Origin of the sequence: Maribacter sp. HS (assembly GCF_048059195.1) — a bacterium.
Taxonomy (GTDB): domain Bacteria; phylum Bacteroidota; class Bacteroidia; order Flavobacteriales; family Flavobacteriaceae; genus Maribacter; species Maribacter dokdonensis.
In genome coordinates this window covers 27,978-52,564 of sequence record NZ_JAYLVV010000006.1, presented here as the reverse complement: position 1 = coordinate 52,564, position 24,587 = coordinate 27,978, and the positions used below count along the sequence as shown (strand labels likewise).

Annotated in this window: 25 protein-coding genes; 11 read left to right on the top strand and 14 right to left on the bottom strand. The window is 36.1% G+C overall.

The genetic code is table 11. The annotated features are described in order from the left end of the window. Nucleotides 1–17 precede the first annotated feature (17 nt). Nucleotides 18–995 (bottom strand): pyruvate dehydrogenase complex E1 component subunit beta, encoded by a 978-nt coding sequence (locus tag VBZ51_RS15145; protein WP_058105294.1) that lies wholly within the window; start codon nt 993–995, stop codon nt 18–20. 172 nt (nt 996–1,167) lie between these two features. Here VBZ51_RS15145 and VBZ51_RS15140 point away from each other — a divergent pair, with 172 nt between their 5' ends. From VBZ51_RS15140 to egtD, 7 genes are all read left to right on the top strand, one after another. Further along, nucleotides 1,168–1,908, top strand: coding sequence for an electron transfer flavoprotein subunit beta/FixA family protein (locus VBZ51_RS15140; RefSeq protein ID WP_058105293.1), 741 nt, complete (start codon nt 1,168–1,170; stop codon nt 1,906–1,908). 40 nt (nt 1,909–1,948) lie between these two features. Further along, a complete protein-coding gene (locus VBZ51_RS15135; protein WP_305522893.1) occupies nt 1,949–2,917 on the top strand; it encodes an electron transfer flavoprotein subunit alpha/FixB family protein in 969 nt (322 codons plus the stop codon). An 84-nt stretch (nt 2,918–3,001) separates the two neighbouring features. Next, the gene (locus VBZ51_RS15130; RefSeq protein WP_058105291.1) at nt 3,002–3,631 is read left to right on the top strand and encodes a bifunctional nuclease family protein; all 630 of its coding nucleotides are present in this window, start codon (nt 3,002–3,004) and stop codon (nt 3,629–3,631) included. Nucleotides 3,632–3,786: 155 nt separating this feature from the next. Continuing rightward, nucleotides 3,787–5,109 carry a NupC/NupG family nucleoside CNT transporter gene (locus VBZ51_RS15125; RefSeq protein ID WP_236973451.1) on the top strand — a complete coding sequence of 441 codons (1,323 nt, stop codon included), beginning with the start codon at nt 3,787–3,789 and terminating at the stop codon, nt 5,107–5,109. A gap of 134 nt (nt 5,110–5,243) precedes the next feature. Beyond that, the gene (locus VBZ51_RS15120) at nt 5,244–6,068 is read left to right on the top strand and encodes a thymidylate synthase (RefSeq protein ID WP_074669894.1); all 825 of its coding nucleotides are present in this window, start codon (nt 5,244–5,246) and stop codon (nt 6,066–6,068) included. A gap of 71 nt (nt 6,069–6,139) precedes the next feature. Beyond that, nucleotides 6,140–7,300, top strand: coding sequence for an ergothioneine biosynthesis protein EgtB (gene egtB, locus VBZ51_RS15115; protein ID WP_416577477.1), 1,161 nt, complete (start codon nt 6,140–6,142; stop codon nt 7,298–7,300). A gap of 16 nt (nt 7,301–7,316) precedes the next feature. Next, nucleotides 7,317–8,285 carry an L-histidine N(alpha)-methyltransferase gene (gene egtD, locus VBZ51_RS15110; RefSeq protein WP_416577476.1) on the top strand — a complete coding sequence of 323 codons (969 nt, stop codon included), beginning with the start codon at nt 7,317–7,319 and terminating at the stop codon, nt 8,283–8,285. A 74-nt stretch (nt 8,286–8,359) separates the two neighbouring features. On the opposite strand, the gene VBZ51_RS15105 is transcribed toward egtD, so the two are convergent. Together VBZ51_RS15105 and VBZ51_RS15100 are read right to left on the bottom strand one after the other, a co-directional pair. Continuing rightward, nucleotides 8,360–8,656, bottom strand: coding sequence for an isoamylase early set domain-containing protein (locus VBZ51_RS15105; protein WP_058105286.1), 297 nt, complete (start codon nt 8,654–8,656; stop codon nt 8,360–8,362). A 147-nt stretch (nt 8,657–8,803) separates the two neighbouring features. Then, complete coding sequence (locus tag VBZ51_RS15100) at nt 8,804–9,889, bottom strand: aminotransferase class V-fold PLP-dependent enzyme (protein ID WP_416577475.1); 1,086 nt, start codon at nt 9,887–9,889, stop codon at nt 8,804–8,806. Between the two features lie 54 nt (nt 9,890–9,943). Between VBZ51_RS15100 and VBZ51_RS15095 the strand changes: the two genes are divergently transcribed. Together VBZ51_RS15095 and VBZ51_RS15090 are read left to right on the top strand one after the other, a co-directional pair. After that, the gene (locus tag VBZ51_RS15095) at nt 9,944–10,345 is read left to right on the top strand and encodes a 2TM domain-containing protein (protein ID WP_071340210.1); all 402 of its coding nucleotides are present in this window, start codon (nt 9,944–9,946) and stop codon (nt 10,343–10,345) included. An 11-nt stretch (nt 10,346–10,356) separates the two neighbouring features. Beyond that, nucleotides 10,357–10,857: a dihydrofolate reductase gene (locus tag VBZ51_RS15090; RefSeq protein ID WP_071340211.1), complete on the top strand. Its 501-nt coding sequence runs from the start codon at nt 10,357–10,359 to the stop codon at nt 10,855–10,857. Here the strand turns inward: VBZ51_RS15090 and murI are convergent. Then, nucleotides 10,844–11,632, bottom strand: a complete 789-nt coding sequence (murI, locus tag VBZ51_RS15085) for a glutamate racemase (RefSeq protein ID WP_416577474.1) — start codon at nt 11,630–11,632, stop codon at nt 10,844–10,846. The two genes, VBZ51_RS15090 and murI, sit on opposite strands and share 14 nt — an antisense overlap. Before the next feature lies 1 nt (nt 11,633). Then, nucleotides 11,634–13,301 carry an alkaline phosphatase PafA gene (gene pafA, locus VBZ51_RS15080; RefSeq protein ID WP_416577473.1) on the bottom strand — a complete coding sequence of 556 codons (1,668 nt, stop codon included), beginning with the start codon at nt 13,299–13,301 and terminating at the stop codon, nt 11,634–11,636. A gap of 117 nt (nt 13,302–13,418) precedes the next feature. On the opposite strand from pafA, the gene VBZ51_RS15075 reads away from it, so the two are divergent. After that, nucleotides 13,419–14,156, top strand: coding sequence for an MlaE family ABC transporter permease (locus tag VBZ51_RS15075; protein ID WP_416577472.1), 738 nt, complete (start codon nt 13,419–13,421; stop codon nt 14,154–14,156). Then, complete coding sequence (locus tag VBZ51_RS15070) at nt 14,156–14,923, top strand: ABC transporter ATP-binding protein (protein WP_058105279.1); 768 nt, start codon at nt 14,156–14,158, stop codon at nt 14,921–14,923. Before VBZ51_RS15075 ends, VBZ51_RS15070 begins: the two co-directional genes overlap by 1 nt. Here VBZ51_RS15070 and VBZ51_RS15065 read toward each other — a convergent pair. The 9 genes from VBZ51_RS15065 to porV form a co-directional block, all read right to left on the bottom strand. Further along, nucleotides 14,920–16,389 carry a DUF389 domain-containing protein gene (locus VBZ51_RS15065; RefSeq protein ID WP_416577471.1) on the bottom strand — a complete coding sequence of 490 codons (1,470 nt, stop codon included), beginning with the start codon at nt 16,387–16,389 and terminating at the stop codon, nt 14,920–14,922. The two genes, VBZ51_RS15070 and VBZ51_RS15065, sit on opposite strands and share 4 nt — an antisense overlap. Before the next feature lie 2 nt (nt 16,390–16,391). Beyond that, entirely contained in the window at nt 16,392–17,471 is a 1,080-nt protein-coding gene (locus VBZ51_RS15060) for a mannose-1-phosphate guanylyltransferase (protein ID WP_210707589.1), read from the bottom strand. Nucleotide 17,472: 1 nt separating this feature from the next. Next, nucleotides 17,473–18,075: a SprT-like domain-containing protein gene (locus tag VBZ51_RS15055; protein ID WP_416577470.1), complete on the bottom strand. Its 603-nt coding sequence runs from the start codon at nt 18,073–18,075 to the stop codon at nt 17,473–17,475. Nucleotide 18,076: 1 nt separating this feature from the next. Further along, complete coding sequence (locus tag VBZ51_RS15050; protein WP_416577469.1) at nt 18,077–18,757, bottom strand: SDR family NAD(P)-dependent oxidoreductase; 681 nt, start codon at nt 18,755–18,757, stop codon at nt 18,077–18,079. After that, nucleotides 18,757–19,788 carry a M28 family metallopeptidase gene (locus VBZ51_RS15045; protein WP_416577468.1) on the bottom strand — a complete coding sequence of 344 codons (1,032 nt, stop codon included), beginning with the start codon at nt 19,786–19,788 and terminating at the stop codon, nt 18,757–18,759. Before VBZ51_RS15045 ends, VBZ51_RS15050 begins: the two co-directional genes overlap by 1 nt. 85 nt (nt 19,789–19,873) lie before the next feature. Next, entirely contained in the window at nt 19,874–21,511 is a 1,638-nt protein-coding gene (locus tag VBZ51_RS15040) for a 2-oxo acid dehydrogenase subunit E2 (RefSeq protein WP_416577467.1), read from the bottom strand. 4 nt (nt 21,512–21,515) lie between these two features. Beyond that, nucleotides 21,516–22,514: a pyruvate dehydrogenase (acetyl-transferring) E1 component subunit alpha gene (gene pdhA / locus VBZ51_RS15035; RefSeq protein ID WP_071340220.1), complete on the bottom strand. Its 999-nt coding sequence runs from the start codon at nt 22,512–22,514 to the stop codon at nt 21,516–21,518. Nucleotides 22,515–22,691: 177 nt separating this feature from the next. Then, on the bottom strand, nt 22,692–23,177 hold the full coding sequence (gene cdd / locus VBZ51_RS15030; RefSeq protein WP_074674664.1) for a cytidine deaminase: 486 nt from the start codon (nt 23,175–23,177) through the stop codon (nt 22,692–22,694). 107 nt (nt 23,178–23,284) lie between these two features. Next, complete coding sequence (gene porV / locus VBZ51_RS15025) at nt 23,285–24,433, bottom strand: type IX secretion system outer membrane channel protein PorV (protein WP_416577466.1); 1,149 nt, start codon at nt 24,431–24,433, stop codon at nt 23,285–23,287. Between the last annotated feature and the right edge of the window lie 154 nt (nt 24,434–24,587).

Below are 24,587 nucleotides of genomic sequence, written 5' to 3'. Positions count from 1 at the left end.
TTTACAATATCTTTATCTTATTTGTATAAAACTTTTTTAACAGCGTTTACCACATCTTTGTGATTAGGCAACCACTCCTCCAATAATACCGGAGAATAAGGTGCAGGTGTATCTGCCGTATTTATTTTTACAATAGGAGCATCTAAATAATCAAATGCATGCGCCTGAACGTGATAAGTTACCTCTGTTGCTACGTTACCAAACGGCCAAGCCTCCTCTAAGATGACCAATCTATTGGTCTTCTTTACTGATTTTAAAATAGCTTCGTAATCCAATGGCTTTACAGTACGTAAATCTATTATTTCACAGCTAATGCCATCCTTCTCCAATTCATCGGCAGCCTTATCCGCCTCTTTAATGATCTTACCAAAAGAAACTATGGTAACATCTTTACCTTCTCTACGAATATCCGCAACACCTAATGGAATGGTATAATCACCTTCTGGAACTTCACCTTTATCACCATACATTTGCTCAGACTCCATAAAAATAACCGGATCATCATCTCTAATGGCAGCTTTTAATAATCCTTTTGCATCGGCAGGGTTAGATGGTACAACCACTTTAAGCCCTGGACAATTGGCATACCAACTTTCAAACGCTTGTGAATGCGTTGCCGCTAATTGACCTGCAGATGCAGTTGGCCCCCTAAATACAATAGGGCAAGGAAACTGACCACCGGACATTTGTCTGATCTTGGCAGCATTGTTGATTATTTGATCAATACCTACCAAAGCAAAATTGAAGGTCATGAATTCTATAATTGGTCTGTTCCCCGTCATTGTGGAACCAACCCCTATACCAGCAAAACCAAGCTCGGAGATCGGAGTATCAATTACCCTTTTTGGACCAAATTCATCCAACATTCCTTTAGAAGCCTTGTATGCGCCATTATATTCCGCTACTTCTTCACCCATCAAATAGATAGATTCATCCCTCCTCATTTCTTCGGACATGGCCTCGGCTATTGCTTGCCTAAATTGTAGTGTTTTCATGTATGGTAAAATTATTCTTTGTTAAATGCTAGAAAGCAAGCAAAAATAGGAAATATAATATCAAAAAATAGAATGCCAGATTTAAAAAAAGTTATAAAATTTACTATGCATGCATAGTAAATTTGGATTTTATTAGCTATCTTCGTCACCATTAGATATAAAGTTTTTACTCATGAAGATATTAGTTTGTATAAGTAATGTTCCAGATACGACGTCCAAAATTAATTTTACGGATGGCGATACTAAATTTGACACCAATGGTGTACAGTTCGTAATTAACCCAAATGATGAATTTGGACTGACCAGAGCTATGTGGTTTAAAGAAAAACAAGGTGCATCAGTACATATTGCAACTGTTGGAGGACCAAGTGTTGAACCTACAATGCGTAAAGCACTGGCTATTGGAGCAGATGAAGCTTTTAGAATAAATACCGAACCTACAGATGGTTTCTCGGTAGCCCAACAATTAGCCGAAGTGGTTAAGAATGGTGGTTACGATCTAGTAATCGGCGGTAGAGAATCTATTGATTACAATGGCGGAATGGTGCCTGGAATTTTGGCATCGTTAACGAACATGAATTTCATCAACTCTTGTATTAGCCTTGAAATTGATGGTGACAATGTTACCGCAGTTAGGGAAATTGATGGTGGAAAAGAAAAATTGACAAGTAGTTTACCATTAGTAGTTGGTGGCCAAAAAGGACTTGTAGAGGAAAGTGATCTTCGTATACCTAATATGAGAGGTATCATGATGGCAAGAAAAAAGAGCCTTACCGTGGTTGAGCCTGTTGATGCTCTTAAAGCAACCGAGGATAAAAAATTCGACAAACCAGCTCCTAAAGGTCAAGTTAAACTAGCCGATAGTGTAGATCAATTGGTTGATTTATTGCACAATGAAGCAAAAGTCATTTAATCACCTTTTTATTAGGTAAACATTAAAAACAAAAGAAAAGATGTCAGTTTTAGTATATACAGAATCAGAAAAAGGAAAATTTAAGAAGAATGCGTTCGAAGTAGCTTCTTACGCCGCTGAAGTTGCCAAAATGTTGGGCACTACCGTCACGGCAATATCATTCAACAGCGAAGAAAACGATAGTTTAGGAAACTACGGGGTTTCCAAGGTGTTGAACGTGAAAGACGAGGCACTTGCAACATTTAACGCAGGCGCTTACGCAACAACCATAGCCGAAGCCGTAAAAAGTACAGATGCCAAAGTGGTCATCTTAAGTTCTAGCACAGATACCAAGTATTTAGCGCCACTATTGTCCGCTAAATTATCTGCAGGCTACGCACCTAATGTAGTTCAAGCTCCAGAAAGCACTTCACCATTTATGGTCAAAAGAACAGCTTTCAGTAATAAAGGCTTTGCGCACACACAGATAGATACCGATATTAAAATTGTTGGTGTATCAAATAATGCGTTTGGCGCTCACGAAAACAGTACAGATGTTTCGGTCGAAGAATTTAGCGCCGCTACCGATGGCATTACCAATGACACAAAATCTATTGAAGTAGATAAGGTTGTTGGTAAAGCAACCATTGCCGATGCCGATATCGTAGTTTCTGCAGGTAGAGGTCTTAAAGGACCGGAAAACTGGGGAATGATAGAAGAATTGGCAGATGTACTAGGTGCCGCTACAGCTTGCTCCAAACCTGTTTCAGATCTTGGCTGGAGACCTCATGGTGAACACGTTGGACAAACAGGAAAGCCGGTTGCCAGTAACTTGTACATTGCCATTGGTATATCTGGAGCCATTCAACATTTAGCCGGTGTAAGTGCCTCTAAAACCAAAGTTGTCATCAACAACGACCCTGAAGCTCCTTTCTTTAAAGCAGCAGATTATGGAATTGTTGGAGATGCCTTTGAAGTAGTTCCTCAATTGATTGAAAAATTAAAGGATTTTAAAGCACAAAACGGCTAAATTTTTGTTATTTTGTGCCCCTTAAAGGGCTGTTCGGATAATTGGAGCCCAAGTATTCGAACAGCCTTTTTTAGTTTAAAATCTATGAGTCTAGTACGATTAAAAATAAAAGGAATCTCTTACAGTCAAACCCAAAATGGTGCATACGCACTTATTTTGAACGAGGTTGAGGGTGACAGAAAGTTACCAATTGTTATTGGTGCTTTTGAAGCACAGTCTATAGCCATAGCCCTAGAGAAAGAAATAAAACCCCCAAGACCGCTTACACACGACTTGTTTAAAAACTTTTCAGATAGGTTTGATATTGTAATCAAACAAGTCATTATCCATAAATTGGTAGATGGGGTATTCTATTCTAGCATAATTTGCGAAAGAGATGGTATAGAAGAAATTATTGATGCAAGAACCAGTGATGCCATTGCCTTGGCACTACGCTTTAACGCCCCGATTTTCACCTATAAAACCATTTTGGACAAGGCAGGTATATTCTTGAAGTTTTCCTCTAAAGAGAAAGACCAGAAAGAAAGTGACGACAGCATTATGGTAGATGAAATACTACAGGAAGGTGAAACGGTTGAGATAGATTCTGGTGCTACCGATGGCTACACTGAACTAACCATTGAAGAACTTGAGGCTGAATTAAAAAAGGCGGTCACCAACGAAGACTACGAAAAAGCGGCAAAACTGAGAGATGAAATCTCTAAACGCAATTAAACATTAAATTATAGTTTATGAAAAAGGGCAAATGGCTGCTATTTTTTGCACTAATTCTTACCACAATTACATTTGCTCAAGACGTAGACGTAACCATACCAGTAGAAAACGCAACCGATACTACTTTGGTTGAAGACGTTTCCGCTAACAATGTAATGGACATGGAAATCAATGAAGGATTTAGCCTCAACAGTCTGGGAAGAGGCATTTTAGGTATGCTGGTTCTTTTACTGTTAGCTTTTTTATTCAGTTCAAACAGAAAGGCCATTAATTGGAAAACGGTAGGTATTGGTCTGGTATTACAATTGGTCATTGCTATTGGAGTTTTAAAAGTGCCTTTTGTACAATTAGTTTTTGAACAAATAGGTAAAATTTTCGTAAGTATTTTAGAATTCACACGTGCCGGCAGCAAGTTTCTTTTTGAGGGGCTTGTAGTAGACACTGGTACTTTTGGATATATTTTTGCTTTTCAAGTATTACCAACAATTATATTTTTCTCTGCATTAACATCGCTATTGTTCTACTTAGGACTTATACAAAAAGTGGTAAAGTGGCTTGCTTGGGCACTTTCAAAAACATTGGGCATATCCGGACCGGAAAGTCTTTCGGTCGCAGGAAATATTTTTCTTGGTCAAACCGAAGCCCCACTTCTAATAAAGGCCTATTTAGAAAAGATGACACGTTCAGAAATCCTGCTGGTTATGATCGGTGGCATGGCAACAGTTGCCGGTGCAGTATTGGCAGCATACATAGGTTTTTTAGGTGGCGAAGACGAAATATTACAATTAGTTTTTGCCAAACATTTGTTGGCAGCATCCGTTATGGCAGCCCCTGGCGCTATAGTTATCTCTAAAATGTTATATCCGCAAACCGAGGAAGTTAACAGTGATGTACACGTTTCTTCAGAAAAAATTGGTGCCAATGTTCTTGATGCTATTGCAAATGGCACAACAGAAGGCTTAAAACTTGCTGTCAATGTAGGCGCCATGCTTTTGGTATTTGTTGCTATTATCGCCATGGTCAACGGTATATTGGAATGGACTGGGGACTTGACCAATCTTAATGGTTGGATTGCTGACAATACCTCATATTCAAAGTTTTCACTAGAAGCTATACTTGGTACTATTTTCGCTCCTTTAATGTGGCTTATAGGTGTTGCCAATGAGGATATTATGCTAATGGGGCAGTTACTGGGCATAAAGCTAGTAGCGAGCGAATTTGTAGGCTACATTCAATTAGCAGAATTAAAAGATATTACCACAGGTGCCAATTTAACGTATAACAAGTCTGTAATAATGGCTACGTATATGTTATGTGGTTTTGCAAATTTTGCATCCATAGGTATTCAAATCGGTGGTATTGGATCCTTAGCACCAGGGCAAAGAAAGACTCTATCTGAATTTGGAATGAAAGCTGTTTTGGGCGGATCATTGGCTTCTTTACTTTCTGCCACAATTGCGGGCATGATTTTAGGATAAGCGATCTTGCCATAATAATTTTAGTTAATAAGATTTTATAACCCGTACTTTATTCTCACTTCAAAAATTCATCTAAATAGTATTTTTGTATTCCGCCTATACATATATTCGGCATTATATTTAATTCTATTGCTATGAAACAGTATCACGACCTTTTAAAACATGTTCTTAAAGAAGGAAACCAAAAAGGTGACCGTACAGGAACCGGAACTAAAAGTGTTTTTGGATATCAAATGCGTTTTGACCTCAGCGAAGGTTTCCCAATGGTGACTACCAAAAAACTGCATTTAAAATCAATTGTACATGAACTATTGTGGTTTTTAAAAGGTGATACCAATATTAAATATTTACAAGAAAACGGCGTTCGTATTTGGAACGAATGGGCAGATGAAAACGGTGATCTTGGACCTGTATACGGTCATCAATGGCGCAATTGGAACAATGATGAAATTGATCAGATCAAAGAGGTTGTACATTCCTTAAAAACAAACCCCAACAGCAGAAGAATGTTAGTTTCTGCATGGAACCCAAGCGTACTGCCAGATACTTCTAAATCTTTTTCTGAAAATGTAGCTAACGGTAAAGCAGCATTACCACCATGCCATGCCTTCTTTCAGTTTTACGTTGCAGATGGCAAACTTTCATGTCAATTATACCAACGTAGTGCAGATATATTCTTAGGTGTACCTTTTAACATTGCCTCCTACGCATTGTTCACCATGATGATGGCACAGGTTTGTGGATACGAAGCGGGCGATTTTATACACACTTTCGGTGATGCCCATATCTACAATAATCATATGGAGCAGGTTGAACTACAACTCAGCAGAGACCCTAGACCATTACCGAAAATGAAAATAAATCCTGATGTTAAAGATATTTTCGATTTTAAATTCGAAGATTTTTCACTAGAAGACTATAACCCGCATCCCCATATAAAAGGGATAGTAGCTGTTTAGTATCAATTTCTTAATTTATAAGGTCAAAACCCATTGAGCAATTTTATTTAACTTACAATAAAATTGTTTTCATGGTCAGCACTGATACGTTCTTAGATTTCTTTATAGAAACTAGAGAGCACACCGAGGCTATTTGTAAGCCCCTAGAAATTGAAGATTATGTGGTACAACCCATAATTGACGTTTCTCCCCCAAAATGGCACCTAGGTCACACCACTTGGTTTTTTGAAGAATTTATACTAAAATCTTACGATCCTTCGTATCAAATATTCGATGAAGATTTTTCGTTCGTATTCAATAGTTATTACGAAACCGTAGGCAAACGCGTTGTACGTGCCGATCGTGGTAATTTATCTAGACCTTCTGTTAAAAAGGTGTATGAATATAGAGATTATGTTACCAAGGCAATGATAAAATTGCTAGAATCTGACACAAACGGAACATTGTTAGAAGTTCTTGAAATTGGAATTCATCATGAAAAACAGCATCAAGAATTATTACTTACAGATATAAAATACATTTTAGGAAACAATCCGTTATTACCTAAATATTCAGACACATTCATAGAATACACTGCTGATAAAGATGAACAACGTTGGCTTCATATGAAAGAAGGTATTTATGAAATAGGTCATAATTCCACAGATTTTTGTTTTGATAATGAATTAGGAAGACACAAAGTATACCTACATGACTATCAAATCTCTAACAGACTAGTTACCAATGCAGAATATATTGATTTTATAAAAGAAGATGGCTATAAACGTTTTGACCTGTGGCATGCAGCCGGTTGGGACTGGGTGCAGCAAAACAATGTAAACTCACCCTTATATTGGCATGAAATTGATGGAAAATGGCACTATTATAGTCTTAACGGGCTAACCGAAATTGACTTAAACGCTCCCGTAACACATATTTCCTACTTTGAGGCATTTGCTTATGCCCAATTTAAAGACTGCAGACTACCCACTGAATTTGAATGGGAAGCCGCACAACATTTGTTCACATGGGGACAACGCTGGGAATGGACAGAAAGTGCATACCTACCCTACCCTAATTACAAAAAAGTAGACGGTGCTTTAGGCGAATACAACGGCAAATTCATGGTAAACCAAAAAGTGCTTAGAGGTAGTTCTGTAGCTACACCCAATAAACACGCAAGACATACATATCGCAATTTTTTTCAAACAGATTTAAAATGGCAATTCACCGGTATAAGGTTAGCCAAATAATTACGACATACTAATTATGCAAGACACTAACATAGCACCAACCGTTACAACTGAATTCGAAAAAGAGGTGTATTCCGGTTTAACCGATTACCCTAAACACCTTTCGTCAAAATATATTTACGACAAAAAAGGAGATAAGCTTTTTCAAGATATCATGGCAATGCCAACCTATTACTTGACCAATTGCGAATATGAGATTCTTGAACAAAACAAACACGAAATTACAGCACTATTTTCCGGTTCCGGCACCTTTGACCTAATAGAGTTAGGGGCTGGTGATGGTAAAAAAACAAAAATTCTTTTAAAAGAATTCAGTGATAAAAAAATAGATTTTACCTACGTGCCTATAGATATAAGCAACAACGCCTTAAATCAACTACATGACTCCTGCAAAATAGAATTGCCAGAAGTTAACGTACAGCCTTTTCAAGGAACTTATTTTGAAGCACTGAAAGAGATAAATACTAGAAAAAACAGAAAGGTCATTCTATTTCTCGGCTCAAATATTGGCAATCTTATGCATGACCAAGCCGTTGAGTTTATGGAAAAAATTCAGCAACTCATGCAGCCTAACGATCTACTTTTAATGGGTTTTGATCAAAAAAAGAATCCAAAAACGATTTTAGATGCCTACAATGACCAAGAAGGAATTACAGCTGCATTCAATAAAAATATACTTGCAAGAATCAATAGTGAGCTCGAAGGCAATTTTGATTTAGAACAGTTTTTACATTGGGAAGTTTACGACCCCGAAACCGGAACCGCAAAAAGCTTTTTGGTGTCTAAAATTGAGCAAACCGTGAGAATTAAATCTTTGGATCTTACAGTTCATTTTAAACAATGGGAAACCATTCATACAGAAATTTCCCAAAAATATGATGACCAAATTATTGACTGGCTAGCCAAAGAATCTGGATTACAGTTAACCACAGCTTTCCAATCCAAAACACATAGCTACAAAAATTGTGTATTTAAAATAGCTTAGCATTTATCTAAATATAAAAACAATAGAGCCCTTCAAAAATTGAAGGGCTCTTATATTGTACACTCGCTATTATTCTACAACTCTAAAACTGCATTTTCAGAACCAGCATAATCATTCCATTGGTAACGATCTGCCTGCGCATCGTTTATGTACTCGCCATCAACCAGGTACTTAAATTCAAAAGAGTTCTCTTTAGGCAAATCAAAAGTACCTTTAAAAGAACCATTCTTTTGTTTCTTTAATTCACTCTTTTTTGCATTCCAATTATTGAAATCACCTACTACAGCCACCTTTTTTGCATCTTCTGGAGACACTGTAAAAGTAACCTTACATACTGGCTTAGTTTTTAAATACTTCTTTGCAATTGCCATGATACAGAATTTAATATTTTAGGCAAAATTAGCATATTAAAACACTCATTTACAATGGATAAGACATTTTTATCAAATTCTCAAAATTTAAATCCTTTATAGATGGACAATGAAATTTTATCCTACAAAATTACTTAATCACGAAAGCTATCTGCCTGTTTTCAAGATTTTTACAATGGCATCTATTTCTGATTCAGTATTATAAAAATGAAAACTTAACCTAACACCATCACCTCGCTGAGCGCAAAAGACATCGTTCTCCAATAATTTTTGATACATCGCATCATTGGCTTTAATATTAAATATAGTGCTATGGCTTTTTCTGTTTACAACCCTATCGGTCAAAAGCCCTAATTTTTTAAATTCGGTTTTCGCCATTAACGACAAATTACCGTTATGCTCCGCTATCCTTTCCATACCAATTCTTTCAAAAAATTCAATGGAGAATTTTAAACTTCCAAAATTCATGGATGAAAGGTGGCCAGGTTCAAACTGTTTTGCAAACCGAATTGAATTCTTCTTATCAAAATTTCCATCAACAGCATTAAATCCAATAGTATTCAAATCAAATTCATTTTTAACTTGATCAGAAAAAAGCATAAATCCATTACCATAGCCTGCCAATAACCATTTGTATGCGCTAGCCCCCAACACATCTATACCAGAGTTGTTAAAATCAAAATTGGTACAACCACAGAACTGGGTTCCATCTGCTATAATAAGTACATGAGGATACAGTATTTTTATTTTTTTCAGAAACTCGAGGTCAATTGAAACCCCATCTAACCATTGTACAAGGCTCAAGGCCAAGACATCTATCTTGTTGTTTTCTATTTTTTCCTGAATCTCCTCTTCTACATGTTCGGAGAGTTTTACATACTCAATATCATACCCTCTTTTTTCAAAACTCCAGTTCAATGAAGGGTAATCATCTTCTACAAGTAATATTTTCTTTTTAACATCTAAACCTTCTAACAGAACATTTAGTCCAGAAGAAAAATTATTGACCAATGCTACGTTTTTTCTTTTGCAATTAAAAAACGTACTTACCGCAGAACGCGTGTCCGATATTACCTTTAGCGCCTCTCCTCGCATATCACTACCGGAAAGTAAAAAATCTAAATCATGCTCTTGACGCCAATCCAATAACGAATCATACAATGGGCCGTACACAGCGGTATTTGCGTAAATTCCTTTTCTTAGCACAGGGAATTCTTTTCTAAATTTATCCATAGGTTATAGCGTATAATACAATTCGTGTATCTTTATATCAAAGATAGCAAGAGTATGTTTTCCAAGAATAAAAACACCTCCAAATTAGACATAGAGCAACATGAATTGTTAGAGAATGCTCAAAAAAGAGTACGACAAAAAAAACGACTCTATACTCATTTTGTAATCTTTCTTGTAGGCAGTGTCTTTTTGGTATTGATCAATAAAATCTTAAAATACGGGCAAGAGTACAATTGGTTTGTTTGGGCAATTACCTTTTGGGGCTTTCTATTTGTTTTGCATGTTTTCAATGTCTTTATCACCAATAAGTTCATGGGTCAAGACTGGGAACGATCCCAGCGCGAAAAATTAGTGGAAAAACAAAAACAGCGAATTTCTAAATTACAAAAAGAAGTTGAAGAAGAATTGCCATTACCTGAAGCCTTAGAAATTGAACCTAAAAAAAAACTGCTTTGAAAACACTTATAATGATTGCCGCAGCAGCGGAAAATAATGCCTTGGGCAAAGACAACGATCTGCTTTGGCATCTACCAGATGACTTTAAACGTTTTAAAAAACTAACCACCGGACATAAAATTATCATGGGAAGAAAAACGTTTGAAAGTTTTCCTAAACCACTACCAAACAGAACCCATATAATCATCACAAGAGATAAAAATTACACTACTGATTATGATGAATGTATAGTAGTCCATTCCTTGGATGAAGCTATTGATCTCGTAAAAAATGAAATTGCCTTCATTATTGGCGGTGGTGAAATTTATAAGCAAGGCGAAAAGAAATCAGACAAGATAGAGCTTACACGTGTACACGGTGTTTTTGAAGATGCAGATACGTATTTCCCTGAAATTGATGAAAACTATTGGATGCTAACCACGCAAGAGTTTCATCCGGCAGACGAAAAACACAAACTTTCTTTTACCTATTTGACATATGTAAAAAAAAACAACGTACTTAAAACTCTTTAGATTGAACAGTGTATTTAACTGTTGTACTTTCTATTATTGATGACAGCACTGTTTCATCTCCATTAGTATAAAATTGATGGGAACCCAATTTAGTGGCATTCGACAACAAACCGTTCTTTTCCAATACGATTTTGGTCTGTCTGGCCACAGCTTCTCCAGAATCTATAATTGTGACATGCTCTGGCAACATTTTTTTCAAAAGTGGAATAAGATATGGGTAATGGGTGCAACCTAAAACAAGATAATCCATACCTTGATCAAGCATAGGCTTTATGTAACTTTCTAAGAGTTGATAAAGTTCTTTACTTCTTAGCTGACCATTCTCTATCATTTCCACTAGACCGGTACCACGTTGTTCTATAACGGTAATTCCTGCAGCGTGATTTTTGGTGGTGCTATGAAACAAACTACTGGACAATGTACCCTTTGTTGCCAAGATTCCGATAATTTTGGATTTGGTATTGATAGCCGCTGGTTTTATAGCAGGCTCTATACCAATAAAAGGTACGTTATAATTGGCCCTTAAATAGCTAATTGCATTAGTCGTTGCCGTATTACAGGCAACGACTATTAATTTACAATTTTGATTCAGTAAATATTCGGTATTCTTAATACTCAGCTCTAGAATACGTTCCTGAGATTTTTCTCCATAAGGAGCATATTTACTATCGGCCAAGTAAATACAATTTTCATATGGCATTAATTCTTGGATTTCACCCCATATAGACGTACCACCAATACCCGAATCAAAAATACCTATAGGCCTGTCATCCATATTATTTTAATACCTCGGTTATAGGTTTACCTGTAGCACCGTTCGGAAAAGAAATACCCAATAGCGCCGATATGGTCGGTGCAATATCCGGTATTTCAGTTCTATTTACGGTTGAACCCGGCTGTATACCTTTTCCATAAAATAATAATGGGGCATGTGTGTCATATATTTGAGGAGACCCATGAGTAGACCCTGTAGTACTATAGGAAATATACCCTGGTTTTAAAACGATCAATACATCACCAGATCTTTTTTGATTATATCCATTTTGTAAAATATAAGGTATACCAGATGTATAATCATTACTCCACATTTGATTTGCGGTATACACCCTATCAATTGCATCATAGTCCAAAACCTCTTGCGCTATTTCGATTTGCACTTCTGCCAAACTCAAATCTAAGTTTTTTACAATTTTATGATCTAAGAATATTTGATCATTAGAGTAATTTTTAATAATATCTTCCGTACCATATTTATATTGCAAAAACTCTTTCAATCTCTTTTTATTTGCAGCCGTATCAACATAACCAGATGGTATTTTTTCGCTTTTTAAATAGGTAGGCACTTCAACAGCTCCATGATCTGCCGTAAGAAACAAAGTATATTCTCCTTCGCCAACATTTTTATCCAATGCCTTGAACAGCCTAGCTAAATCTTCATCTAATCTTAAATAAGTATCTTCAATTTCCTTAGAATTAACCCCGAACATATGCCCCACATAGTCTGTACTTGAAAAGCTTACTGCCAAAAAATCGGTAATATTGTCTTTACCCAAGTTTTCCTGTTGCAGTGCTTCTATTGCAAAATCTGCGGTCAAAGAATTACCAAACGGGGTTGCTTTTATTATATCAAAATTTTGGGTTTTATCTAAAAGTTCAACAGGTTTGTGAGGGAAAGAAGTAGAGGTTTCACCTTCAAATTTTCCTTCAAAAAGATTATTATCAATTCCGCTTTCTCTGTATTCTTTAATATCTCTAAGAGTATTCCATTCTCTTTTATACGATTGAGCGGTACCAGAGGTATTAAAATCGTTCACCCATTTAGGTAATTGACTCATATAGTACGAGCTCGTAACCCACTTACCTTCATCACCGCCATGAAACCAATATGCCGCATTGGCAGTATGTCCACCTGGTAATACGGCACCTCTATCCTTCAAGGCAATTGCTATGGTCTTACCTTGCATTTGTGTATGCAATCTAAGCTCATCCGTAATAGTTGTAACGGACATTCTATGTGGAGACATTTTACCCGCATCTGAAGTAGTACCTACAGAAGCATAGGTATCATCACTTGCACAATATACACTTGCATCTAATTGCTTATCATACCAGTTATTGCCTATTATACCGTGTACAGAAGGAGTTGTACCGGTATACACTGAAGTATGCCCCGGTCCAGTACTGGTTGGCGCATAATTAAAATGATTGTTTTTACAGTTAAAACCCTGTTCAACCAATCTTTTAAATCCGTCTTGTCCATATTGATCATAAAAACGGGTTAAATAATCATATCTCATTTGGTCAACTACGATACCTACGACCAATTTAGGTTTTGACCTCAGCAATTCATCACTTACATTGTTCTTATTTTTCTTTTGGGCAGTTAAACCACTGGCTGCCAACAATGTTCCAATAAACAACGAAGCAATAAAATATCTTTTCATTTTCATACGTATAAGATTGAAGCGCAAAAGTAAATAATTTACACCTTTAAAGATTAATCGCAGGTTAAATCAGGTGCATTATTGTTATTTTTACGGTAAGATTTTTATTTTTAATAAATGAACTATTTAGCATCTGTAGGAAGCTATGCCATTATGATCCGTGAGGTTTTTAAAAAACCTACAAAATGGAGAATAATGAAATCCCTTATATTCAAAGAAATAGATGAACTTATCTTTAGTTCATTGGGTATTATCATATTTATCTCTTTTTTTATAGGTGCCGTTGTTGCCATACAAACAGCACTTAACTTAACAAACCCGTTAATACCCAGAAATTTAATTGGTTTTGCCACCAGACAATCGGTAATATTAGAATTTGCCCCAACTTTTGTATCTATAATTATGGCCGGTAAGGTAGGATCTTACATTACCTCTAGCATAGGTACTATGCGGGTTACAGAACAAATAGATGCTTTGGAGGTTATGGGTGTTAACTCACTGAATTACTTGGTATTTCCTAAAATTATAGCCATGTTGTTCTACCCCTTTGCGATTGCTATTTCTATGTATGTAGGAATTTTTGGAGGATGGATGGCCGGTGTTTTTGGCGGATTTCTTACTAGTGAGGATTTCATTACAGGTTTACAATCTGATTTTGTTCCTTTTCATATTACTTATGCATTTGTAAAAACCTTAATTTTTGCTTTTGTAATTGCAACAGTACCTTCATTTCATGGGTTTTACATGAAGGGTGGTGCATTGGAGGTAGGTAAAGCAAGTACAACCTCTTTCGTGTGGACCAGTGTTGTTATAATTATACTTAATTATATTTTAACCCAACTTTTACTAGGATAATGATAGACGTACGAGACATACATAAATCTTTTGGCGAAGCTCATATCCTAAAAGGGATTTCTACCACCTTTGAAAAAGGAAAAACTAATTTGATCATTGGTCAAAGTGGATCTGGTAAAACTGTTTTTCTAAAATGCCTATTGGGACTATTTGAACCTGAAAAGGGTGGTATAGCATATGATGGCAAGTTGTATTCTGAGCATTCTGACGACGAAAAGCGAGATTTACGACAAGAAATGGGTATGGTATTTCAAGGAAGCGCCTTATTTGACAGCATGACGGTTGAAGGCAACGTAATGTTTCCACTAGAAATGTTTACCAAACAATCAAAAGCTGAAATGCAAGAACGTGTAGACACTGTTTTAAAAAGGGTAAACCTGGTTGATGCCCACCATAAATTTCCCTCTGAGATATCTGGAGGTATGCAAAAACGTGTTGCCATTGCTCGTGCTATTGTAATGAATCCAAAATATCTTTTTTGCGATGAACCCAACTCTGGGTTAGACCCCAAAACGGCAATTCTTATAGACAACTTAATCAAAGAAATTACTGAAGAATATAATATCACCACGGTCATTAACACTCATGACATGAACTCAGTGATGCAAATTGGGGAGAAAATTATTTTCTTAAAAGACGGGCTGTTGGAATGGGAAGGCACCAAAAACGAAATCTTTAAAACCGATAACGAAGCTGTTACCAATTTTGTGTATTCATCAGATCTCTTCAAGAAAGTACGCCAAATGTATATTCAAGAGCAAAATTAATCTTTAGGCATTTCCTTTATTTGAATCTTCTTATTGTTTAAACGTAGTCTTAACCACTCTTGAAGCTTGTTCATATCTTTAACCGTTTCTGCCCTTTTGGCTTCTTTTTTCCAAGTTACCTCAAACAATGGTATACTATCAGTCTTAGTAAAATCTGTTGAAATCAAATAAGCATATCCTATACGATCTAAATTCTCATAATTGGTTTTTGCCTCAAGACTTATTTCACTAAAAGGAATTTGATTAGATGAAATTTGATTTAAACGCATGAGCTCATTTTCTAAAAGCTGTATTTTCTCATCCTTGCTGGTTAAAATACTTTTCTGAGATTCATATAACTCGTTTACATATTTTAACTGAGTAGCTTCTTCACTCCTTGAACCTTGCACCACAGCCAGCTCAGTCTCACTTAATTGTTTATATTCCGCCATTTGGGTACGCCATGTTGCAATAACATTATCAGGGATACCATCATTGCCCATAAAGAACAATTCTATTTTAGATTTCCCCTCGTCATTATAAACCACCTCACTAAAATCTTTTAAAAATTTACCCTCACCTGCAAACTGATAAGGCTCAATTTTTTCAGTTATAAAAGCTTCAGCATCCCTGTTGAAAAGAGACTTTTTAAATACATTGTAAAACGTAAATCCAGCTGGTATCATTACCAATACCGCCAACAAAGAGGCTAATCTTCCAATTAATTTTCTTCGTTGTGAATTCACATAGCGCACCATTGGAAAACGCAACAATTTAATAACCAAGAAAGTCGCTAGCGCAATAAAAATAGTGTTTATGATAAAAAGATACATTGCACCAGATGCATAACCCCAATTACCAATGGCCAGTCCAAAACCTACGGTACATAAAGGCGGCATTAATGCAGTAGCAATCGCAACACCAAAAATAACACTGGCTATAGTCCCCTTTTTAGCACGGGCTATTACCAATGCCAAACCACCAAAAAAGGCTATCAATACATCTCTAATATCTGGTTCGGTCCTTGCCAACAGCTCAGAAGACTCATCTCTAAGCGGAAAAAAGCGATAAAATAAATAAGCGGTAATAACGCTCAAAACCACCATTACGGCAAAATTCTTAAGCGATCTTTTTAAAGTATCAATATCATTGATTGCAACCGACATACCTATTCCTAGAATAGGCCCCATTAATGGAGATATTAACATGGCACCGATTACAACAGCTGTAGAATTTGCATTTAGACCTATAGACGCTATAAATATTGAACAAATCAAAATCCAAGAAGTATGGCCCTTAAAAGGTATATCAGCAATTATAGCTTCTTTAGTGGCCTGCTGGTCTGTATTGGTTCTAATATCCAATAACTCAGAAAGAAACTTTTTTACACTACCTAAAAGACCTTGAAAATCTTTTTTTACTTCTTCACTGCCTCCACCTTCATTACTAGTGGGGGTAATATTGTCTTGATTAAGATTGTTCTCCATATTTAAGCGAATTCATCACCAAAGGTATCTTTTACCTTGTTTAAAACCTGTTTTATGTCCTGTTCTTTTGTTTTCGGATAGATTAAAAGTACTTCATCCTTATCAACAATGATATAATCATTTAAGCCATCTACAACAACAACTTTACCAGCCTTAGATCGGATCATATTACCACTTGCATCTTGCACCAAAACTTTTGCATTCACAACGGCGTTATTATTTTCTTCCTTATCTAATTTATCATACAAAGAACCCCAAGTTCCTAAGTCATTCCAGTCAAAAGTAGCCTCTTTAACGTAAATAGCTTTTGAATTTTCTAAAATTGCATAATCAATAGAAATATTCTCCGCTTTTGGGTAGTTTTCAGATATGAACTTCTTTTCATCTTCCGTATTATAACACACTAATCCATCTCTGAATAAAGCGTATTGCTTTGGCTGAAAATTCTGAAATGCATTTACTATTGTTTTTGCACTCCACATAAATATACCTGCATTCCACAAAAAATTACCTTGAGCTAAAAAATCTTTTGCCGTTTCATAGTCCGGTTTTTCCCTAAACTGATTTACCTTTTTTATCGGAGCCGTATCTTCTTTATTGTATTCTATATAACCAAACCCGGTATTTGGAAAGGATGGTTTAATACCTAACGTACATAATACGTCTTCAGTTTCACATTTTTTAAAACAAGCTGTAACATCTTTTGCAAATGCATCTTCATCCTCGATCCAATGATCACTTGGGGCAACGATCATAACTGCATCTTCATTCATTTTCTGAATTTTTAAGGCAGCATATAGTATACATGGCGCAGTATTTCTCATAGCCGGTTCAAGAACTACTTGTTCTTGTTTTACCATTGGTAATTGTTCTAGCACTAAATCATTATACCTCTCATTGGTTAAAATGAGTATATTTTCTGTTGGCACAAATTTATTAAGTCTTTGAAATGTCTTCTGTATAAGTGTATCACCTGTACCCAACATATCGTGGAACTGCTTTGGATTATCACTTGTGCTAATTGGCCAAAATCTTGATCCTACTCCGCCTGCCATTAAAACGGCATAATAATTTTTATTCATGTCAGCTTTTTATTAATTCCACTTCAGCATTTGGTTGAAATAAAAATATTCTTCCAGAAGATATCTCTACACATTCATAACGCTTTGTTCGTTTATTTCCTTTCTTAAATAATTTTCCGTTATATATGCGAAAAATGCACCCTATTGGTAATTCGTAAACGTAAGATTTTTCCGATTGTTGTTCATCAAACTGTTTTAAAGCTATTGACAAACGAGCATCTGTACTACTGCTTGCTTTTGGATTTTTAAAATGATTTGCCAATAAGGGCAACAGTTGCGATGGAAATACCTCTGGACGAATAAATGGAAGCATTAAAAACTGAAATGTTTTCTTCCATTCAATACCATGAGGTTTAATATTTCTACCATACTTCTCAAAAGCCATTAAATGTGCAATTTCATGAATTAAGGTTATTAAAAACCTATATTTATTTAAAGACGCATTAACGGTAATTTGATGTTTGCCGTCTTTTCCCCGTCTATAATCTCCATGCCTAGTAACACGCTCATTTACTATTTTTAAATGCACCTGACTATTCTTTATTAGTTCAAAACATGGACTAACGGCTAGTTCTGGAAGATATTTAGCTAAGGTTTGCTGCATTTTATGGTGTACTACTGCTTACTTGCAAAATTTTACCGTTGTACATTTTTTGTCCTTTTAAGGCAAAATCCATTATATATTCCGCCATTTCTTTTGCACTCACAGGTGCTAGATAACCCGGAAATGCCTCTTCTAACATTTCCGTTTGCACGGCACCTAAGGCCAACGCATTGAACGAGGGACCGGTTTCTTTAAATTCCTCGGCCAACAATTCCGTTAATGTCAGTACAGCCCCTTTACTAGAGCTATATGCAGATAGACCGGGAAATTTTGCACTACCTTGAATACCTCCCATAGAACTAATAGTAAGCACATGACCATCTTTGTCCATAAATGGCACAATTAATTTTGTCATTGAAGCTACCCCAAAAACATTGACATCATAAACCGATTTAAATTCTTCTTCGGTAATTTCCATAAAAGGTTTATTCACCAATTTACCAGCATTATTTATTAGAGCTAGAACTTTTGCGTTATTGGTCTTTAAATATTCATTAACCTTTTCTCTGTCTTTTGCCGATGAAACATCAAATGGAAATGCGGTAATGTTTTTATGACCAATATTCTTTATGGGACTGTCATTTCTTGAAAGTGCCAAGACCGCATAACCCGCATCTGCCAATAATTTACTTAATTCAAAGCCAATTCCTCTACTAGTACCCGTTACAACTATATAATGCATTAGTTATATTTTACTTCTTTTAAAGGAGCATTAATAATACCCTCCAACATTGGCTTTACTTCATTTACCATATTGGACATAAAGTTGTAATCCATTAAAGAGGCTTCGTCTCCTACTTTATGATATTCACCAAAATTAGTAAAGTCGAACGAACTAAAGGTTTGAGAAGGAACGTTAAATTTATCATGAAACGGTGCATTATCTGAACGTCTAAATAAATTAAACTCTTTTGCCTTTGGCAAAAAACCTACCAAATTCTTTTGCGCATATTTATTACTTACTTCCGCAAGATTTGACAATTCATAACCAGTTAAATAGAGACTATGGTCTTTGTTCACCATAGGTACACCTATCATTTCAAAATTCAACATAACGTATAAATCTAAATTCTGGGTCAATAATTTGTCTGCCAAATGTTTAGACCCCAACAATCCCTTTTCTTCCGCAGAAAACAATGCAAAAATAATACTGCGTTTATTATTTTTAGTTTGAGCAAAATATTTTGCGAATTCTATTACCGCAGTTGTACCAGAGGCGTTATCATTTGCTCCATTAGCTATAGTATCGCTATCATCTCCACTAATTATCCCAATGTGATCATAGTGAGCACCTATTATTACATACTCATTTTTTAAATCCGAATCTGCGCCTGGCAGAAACCCCACTACATTATACGCTGTACCATCACTGTAATTTTCTAAAGTGTCTTTATATGAATTAAAATAAGGTTGAATATTATTCCTAGAGAATATATTCTCTATAAAATCAGCTGCCTTAGTTATACCATCACTCCCAGTATCTCTTCCTTGCAAATCATCTGAAGTCAAAAAAGTCATCAACGCTTCAATATCTGTTGGGGTTGTATCTACAGCGTTCATAACGGAACCCTCAGCCATTGTCACCTTGTTCTTTACAACCGAACCTTTGACTCCTTTTGGATTATTGGGATTTAAAACTGTTGATTGATCCACCTTTGTACCTCCACAGGCTACTAACAGACCACCAAGAAATACAATTACTATATATCTCATAACATCTTATATTTAAAATCTAAAGATAAAAAAAAGCATCCCGATGAAAGGATGCTTTTCTTATTCTATTTATAAAATTAATTATCTATGCCAACATAGTAACTGGGTTTTCCACAAAGTACTTCAAAGTCTGTAAGAACTGAGCACCAACTGCACCATCAACCGTTCTATGATCGCAAGCTAGCGTCAACTTCATTGTATTACCCACCACTATTGCTCCATTTTTCACTACTGGCTTTTCAACTATAGCACCTACGGATAAAATAGCTGAATTTGGCTGATTAATAATACTTGTAAATTCAAGAATACCGAACATACCTAGATTAGAAACCGTAAATGTACTTCCTTCCATTTCAGAAGGTGCAATTTTCTTATTTCTAGCCTTACCAGCTAAATCCTTCACAGCACTACCTATTTGAGTTAAGCCCAACAAATCAGCATGCTTTACTACTGGTACAACCAAACCTTCATCAACAGCTACAGCAACACCCATATGTATATGCTTATGATACTTTGTAGTATCTCCGTTCCATGACGTGTTTACTTGAGGATGCTTTTTCAGCGCCATTGCACAGGCTTTCAAAACCATATCATTAAATGACACTTTAGTATCAGGTAGACTATTGATCTGCGCCCTTGATGCCTTAGCGTTATCCATATCAACCTCAATCGTAAGATAGAAGTGAGGAGCGTTGAATTTTGAATTACCTAATGCCTTAGCTATAGCCTTACGCATGTTAGAATTCTTAACCTCTTCAGTTCCTTCTTCTCCTGAAGGCAATGCCATTGATACAGGTTGTGATGAAATTGCATTTTCAGCTTTAGCTCCGGCAGTAGCCGCTGTAGCAGCAGATGTACTTGGAGTATAATTCTCCACATCTTTCTTTATTATTCTACCATTATCTCCTGATCCGGAAACAGTTGACAAATCAATTCCTTTATCAGCGGCTATCTTTTTAGCTAATGGAGATGCAAAAATCCGAGCTCCGTCAGATGCAGGTTTAACCTCATCTTTCTTCTCTGATGCACCTGAAGATTTCTCCTCTTTTTTATCTTGAGCAGGAGCACTTTTTTTGCTTCCTCCAGATTTACTATTTAATACTGCGTCAACATCTGTGCCTTCAGGTCCAATTATTGCCAAAACAGCATCTACCGGTGAAGATTCACCTTCTTGTATTCCTATATACAATAACTTACCATTATAGAAAGACTCAAATTCCATTGTAGCCTTATCCGTTTCAATTTCAGCAAGAATATCACCTTCTTCAACATCATCACCAACTTTCTTCAACCAGCTAGCAACGGTACCCTCTTCCATAGTATCACTCAATCGAGGCATTTTAACAATCTCAACCCCTTCTGGAATTTCAGCACCTCCTGAAGTTTCTTCATCACTTGAAGAAGCCTCATCAGATGACGACTCCTCACTTGATGATTCTTCAGAGGACTCACCTCCCCCACTTACCAAGGAAGAAATATCTTCACCTTCATCCCCAATAATGGCCAAAAGGCTATCTACCGGAGCTGTATCTCCTTCTTGAATACCGATATGCAAAAGAGTACCTTCATTGAAGGACTCGAATTCCATTGTTGCCTTATCAGTTTCAATTTCGGCTAATATATCTCCTTCCTCTATTTTATCTCCAACGCTTTTTAACCACTTTGCAACGGTACCTTCTTCCATGGTATCGCTCAAACGGGGCATATTTACTACTACTGCCATTTAATTATATTTTATGTTGAACAAATGGAAAATCCTCTTGTTCGTAAACCATATCATATAATTGGTTTACTGGTGGATAATCTGATTCTTCTGCAAACTTCTCACATTCTTTCACCAAGGATTTCACTTTTTTGTCAATATCCTTAATTTCAGCGTCGGTCGCATATTTATTTTCTTTGATAATATCCAACACCTGAGTAATTGGATCTATTTTTTTATACTCTTCAACCTCATCTTTGGTTCTGTAATGTTGTGCATCAGACATAGAATGACCTCTATATCTATATGTTTTCATTTCAAGAAAAGTTGGTCCACCACCACTACGTGCTCTTTCGATCGCCTTACTCATTTCTTGCGCAACCGTTACCGGGTTCATACCATCAACAGGTCCACAAGGCATTTCATAACCTAAACCTAATTTCCAAATTTCGGTAGAGAACGATGTTCTTGCCACTGAAGTACCCATAGCGTAGCCATTATTTTCACAAATAAAAACAACGGGTAATTGCCATAACATTGCTAAATTAAAAGTTTCATGTAACGAACCTTGTCTTACCGCACCATCACCCATATAACAAAGGGTTACGTTATCTCTTCCAGCATACTTGTCACCAAAAGCCATACCTGCACCTAATGGAATTTGACCCCCAACGATACCATGCCCACCATGAAAACGATGTTCTTTTGAAAAAATATGCATAGAACCACCCATACCTTTTGAAGTACCGGTCACTTTACCATATAGCTCTGCCATAACTTTTTTAGGGTCAACACCCATACCAATTGGCTGAACATGGTTTCTATACGCAGTTATCATTCGGTCTTTGGTTAAATCCATTGCATGTAGTGCACCAGCCAAAACTGCCTCTTGCCCATTATACAAATGCAAAAACCCTCTTACCTTCTGCTGAATGTATACAGCAGCCAATTTATCCTCAAATTTCCTCCAAAACAGCATGTCTTCATACCATTTCAAATACGTTTCCTTGGTGATTTTTTCCATCAATTTTAACTAAAGGTTTAAATTTCTTTATTGATAACAGAGGCAGTACAACCTAGGTATCCAAGAACAGCAAAAATACACATATAAATGAATCGATAAAAATTAAAGAAGCAAATCCATTAAGAAATTACAAGCTTAACAAATAAAGCTTATAACGTGTATATTTATAATGTCATTTTAATTGAGAAATGTACTATTGAACCCTAACGGCAACAAATCTGCCAAAGAACTACATTCAATGACACTACCCGTCTCACCCATCATTAGTATTTTAATAGGTTCGCCCTGTTTAAATTCGTATTCAGATATTGCTTGCCTACAATTACCACATGGGGCTGCCGGTTCATTAACTTCATGATTTAAAGATGCCGCAGTAATGGCGATCGCTTTAATTTTTACACCAGGATAATTGGCCCCTGCATAAAATATAGCCACCCTTTCCGCACATAAACCTGATGGATAAGAAGCATTTTCTTGATTGTTCCCTTCAACAATTTTCCCATTATCCAATAAAATAGAAGCACCTACATTAAAACTAGAGTATGGTGCATACGCCCGTTGTCTTGCCTGTATAGCTGCGGTCATTAAACTTTGGTCTTCAGCCTTTAATTCATCAAATGAATCATATATGGTGATATCAAAGCTTATCTTCTTCTGGTTGATCATATTTTTTATTTATCAATCTACATATATTAATTGTACCTGAGAGAATGTCGCATAAAAAAACCTGCAAATTAGCAGGTTTTTTCTATTATTAAACTTTTTGAACTTTAATCATTATAATACTCTTCCCCTAAATTAAACGTAAGAGAAAAACGTAGTGTGTTTTCTAGTGGATTACGCACCTGAGACGTTGAAAACAAATAAGAGAGATCTACCTGAGCAGCCTTAAACTTGAACCCTGCACCTAAGGTAAAGAACTTTCTAGATCCTTTTTCCTCACTCTCGTTGAAGTAACCTGTTCTAATCATAAAGGCATCCTGATAAACATATTCAGCACCTAATGCCCAAGTAAACTCCTTTAGCTCTTCACCAAAACCATCTGGCGCATCTGTAAAAGAATTAAATATTCCACTGAATCCACTTTCATTTTGATAGATATCGTTATCTGCCGCATCAACATCACCATCACCATCGAAATCTTGAGGTGTTGGCACCAACAATTTAGTAAACTCCGTTGTAATACCTATTACGTTATCTTGATCTAAAATGAAATCAAAACCACCACCAACACTTAATTTACTTGGCAAGAAGTTTTCCTGTCCACCTTCATCATATTGAATTTTACCACCGATATTAGAAAGGTTGAAGCCACCTCTCCATCTACCATCAAAATTATTATAGGCTATTTCTCTAGACCTATAGTAACCGGCTACATCTACCGCAAATGAACCTGCCGCTTGTGAATCTTCACTACCGTTCTGTGGTAATTTCAAATTAGATCTTATATATCGTCCACCAACTGCCATTGAAAAAGTAGGACTTAGCTTTAATGAGTATGACCCATCCAATGCCAACTCATTCGGTTTTGCAATAGTACCTGGATCATTGGCAAACTGTCTTAACTCAATTTCACCTAAAGTAAAATATCGCAAACTGACCGCAAATGCACTTTGCTCGTTAATTTTATTATAAAAACTCGCATTTAGCAAAGAGATATCAGTGATAATACTTTCCAAATATGGTGTATAACTCACACCAATGCCCATCTTACGCTCAGCAAATGCAAATTTAGCAGGGTTCCATTGTTGAGAAAAAGCATCTGTAGATGTTGCCACACCCATATCACCCATACCAGCAGATCTAGCATCTGCCGCTATTGTTAAAAATGGTACCGCCGTTGTAATTACACGTTGGTCGTCTTGGGCAAATATTTTACCGATAATCAATACAAAGAAAACAAATGAAATTTTTCTCATCTTAGAATTGTTCTTTTATAATTTTCAAAGTTGAAATATAGCGCTTACTGTAATTTCAACTCTAATATTTTACATGTAAACGCACATTTTCCCGTTATCTTGCATGAATATTAAGTTTTTTATAAGATTTTATTTTTTGACCTCTATATAAGAG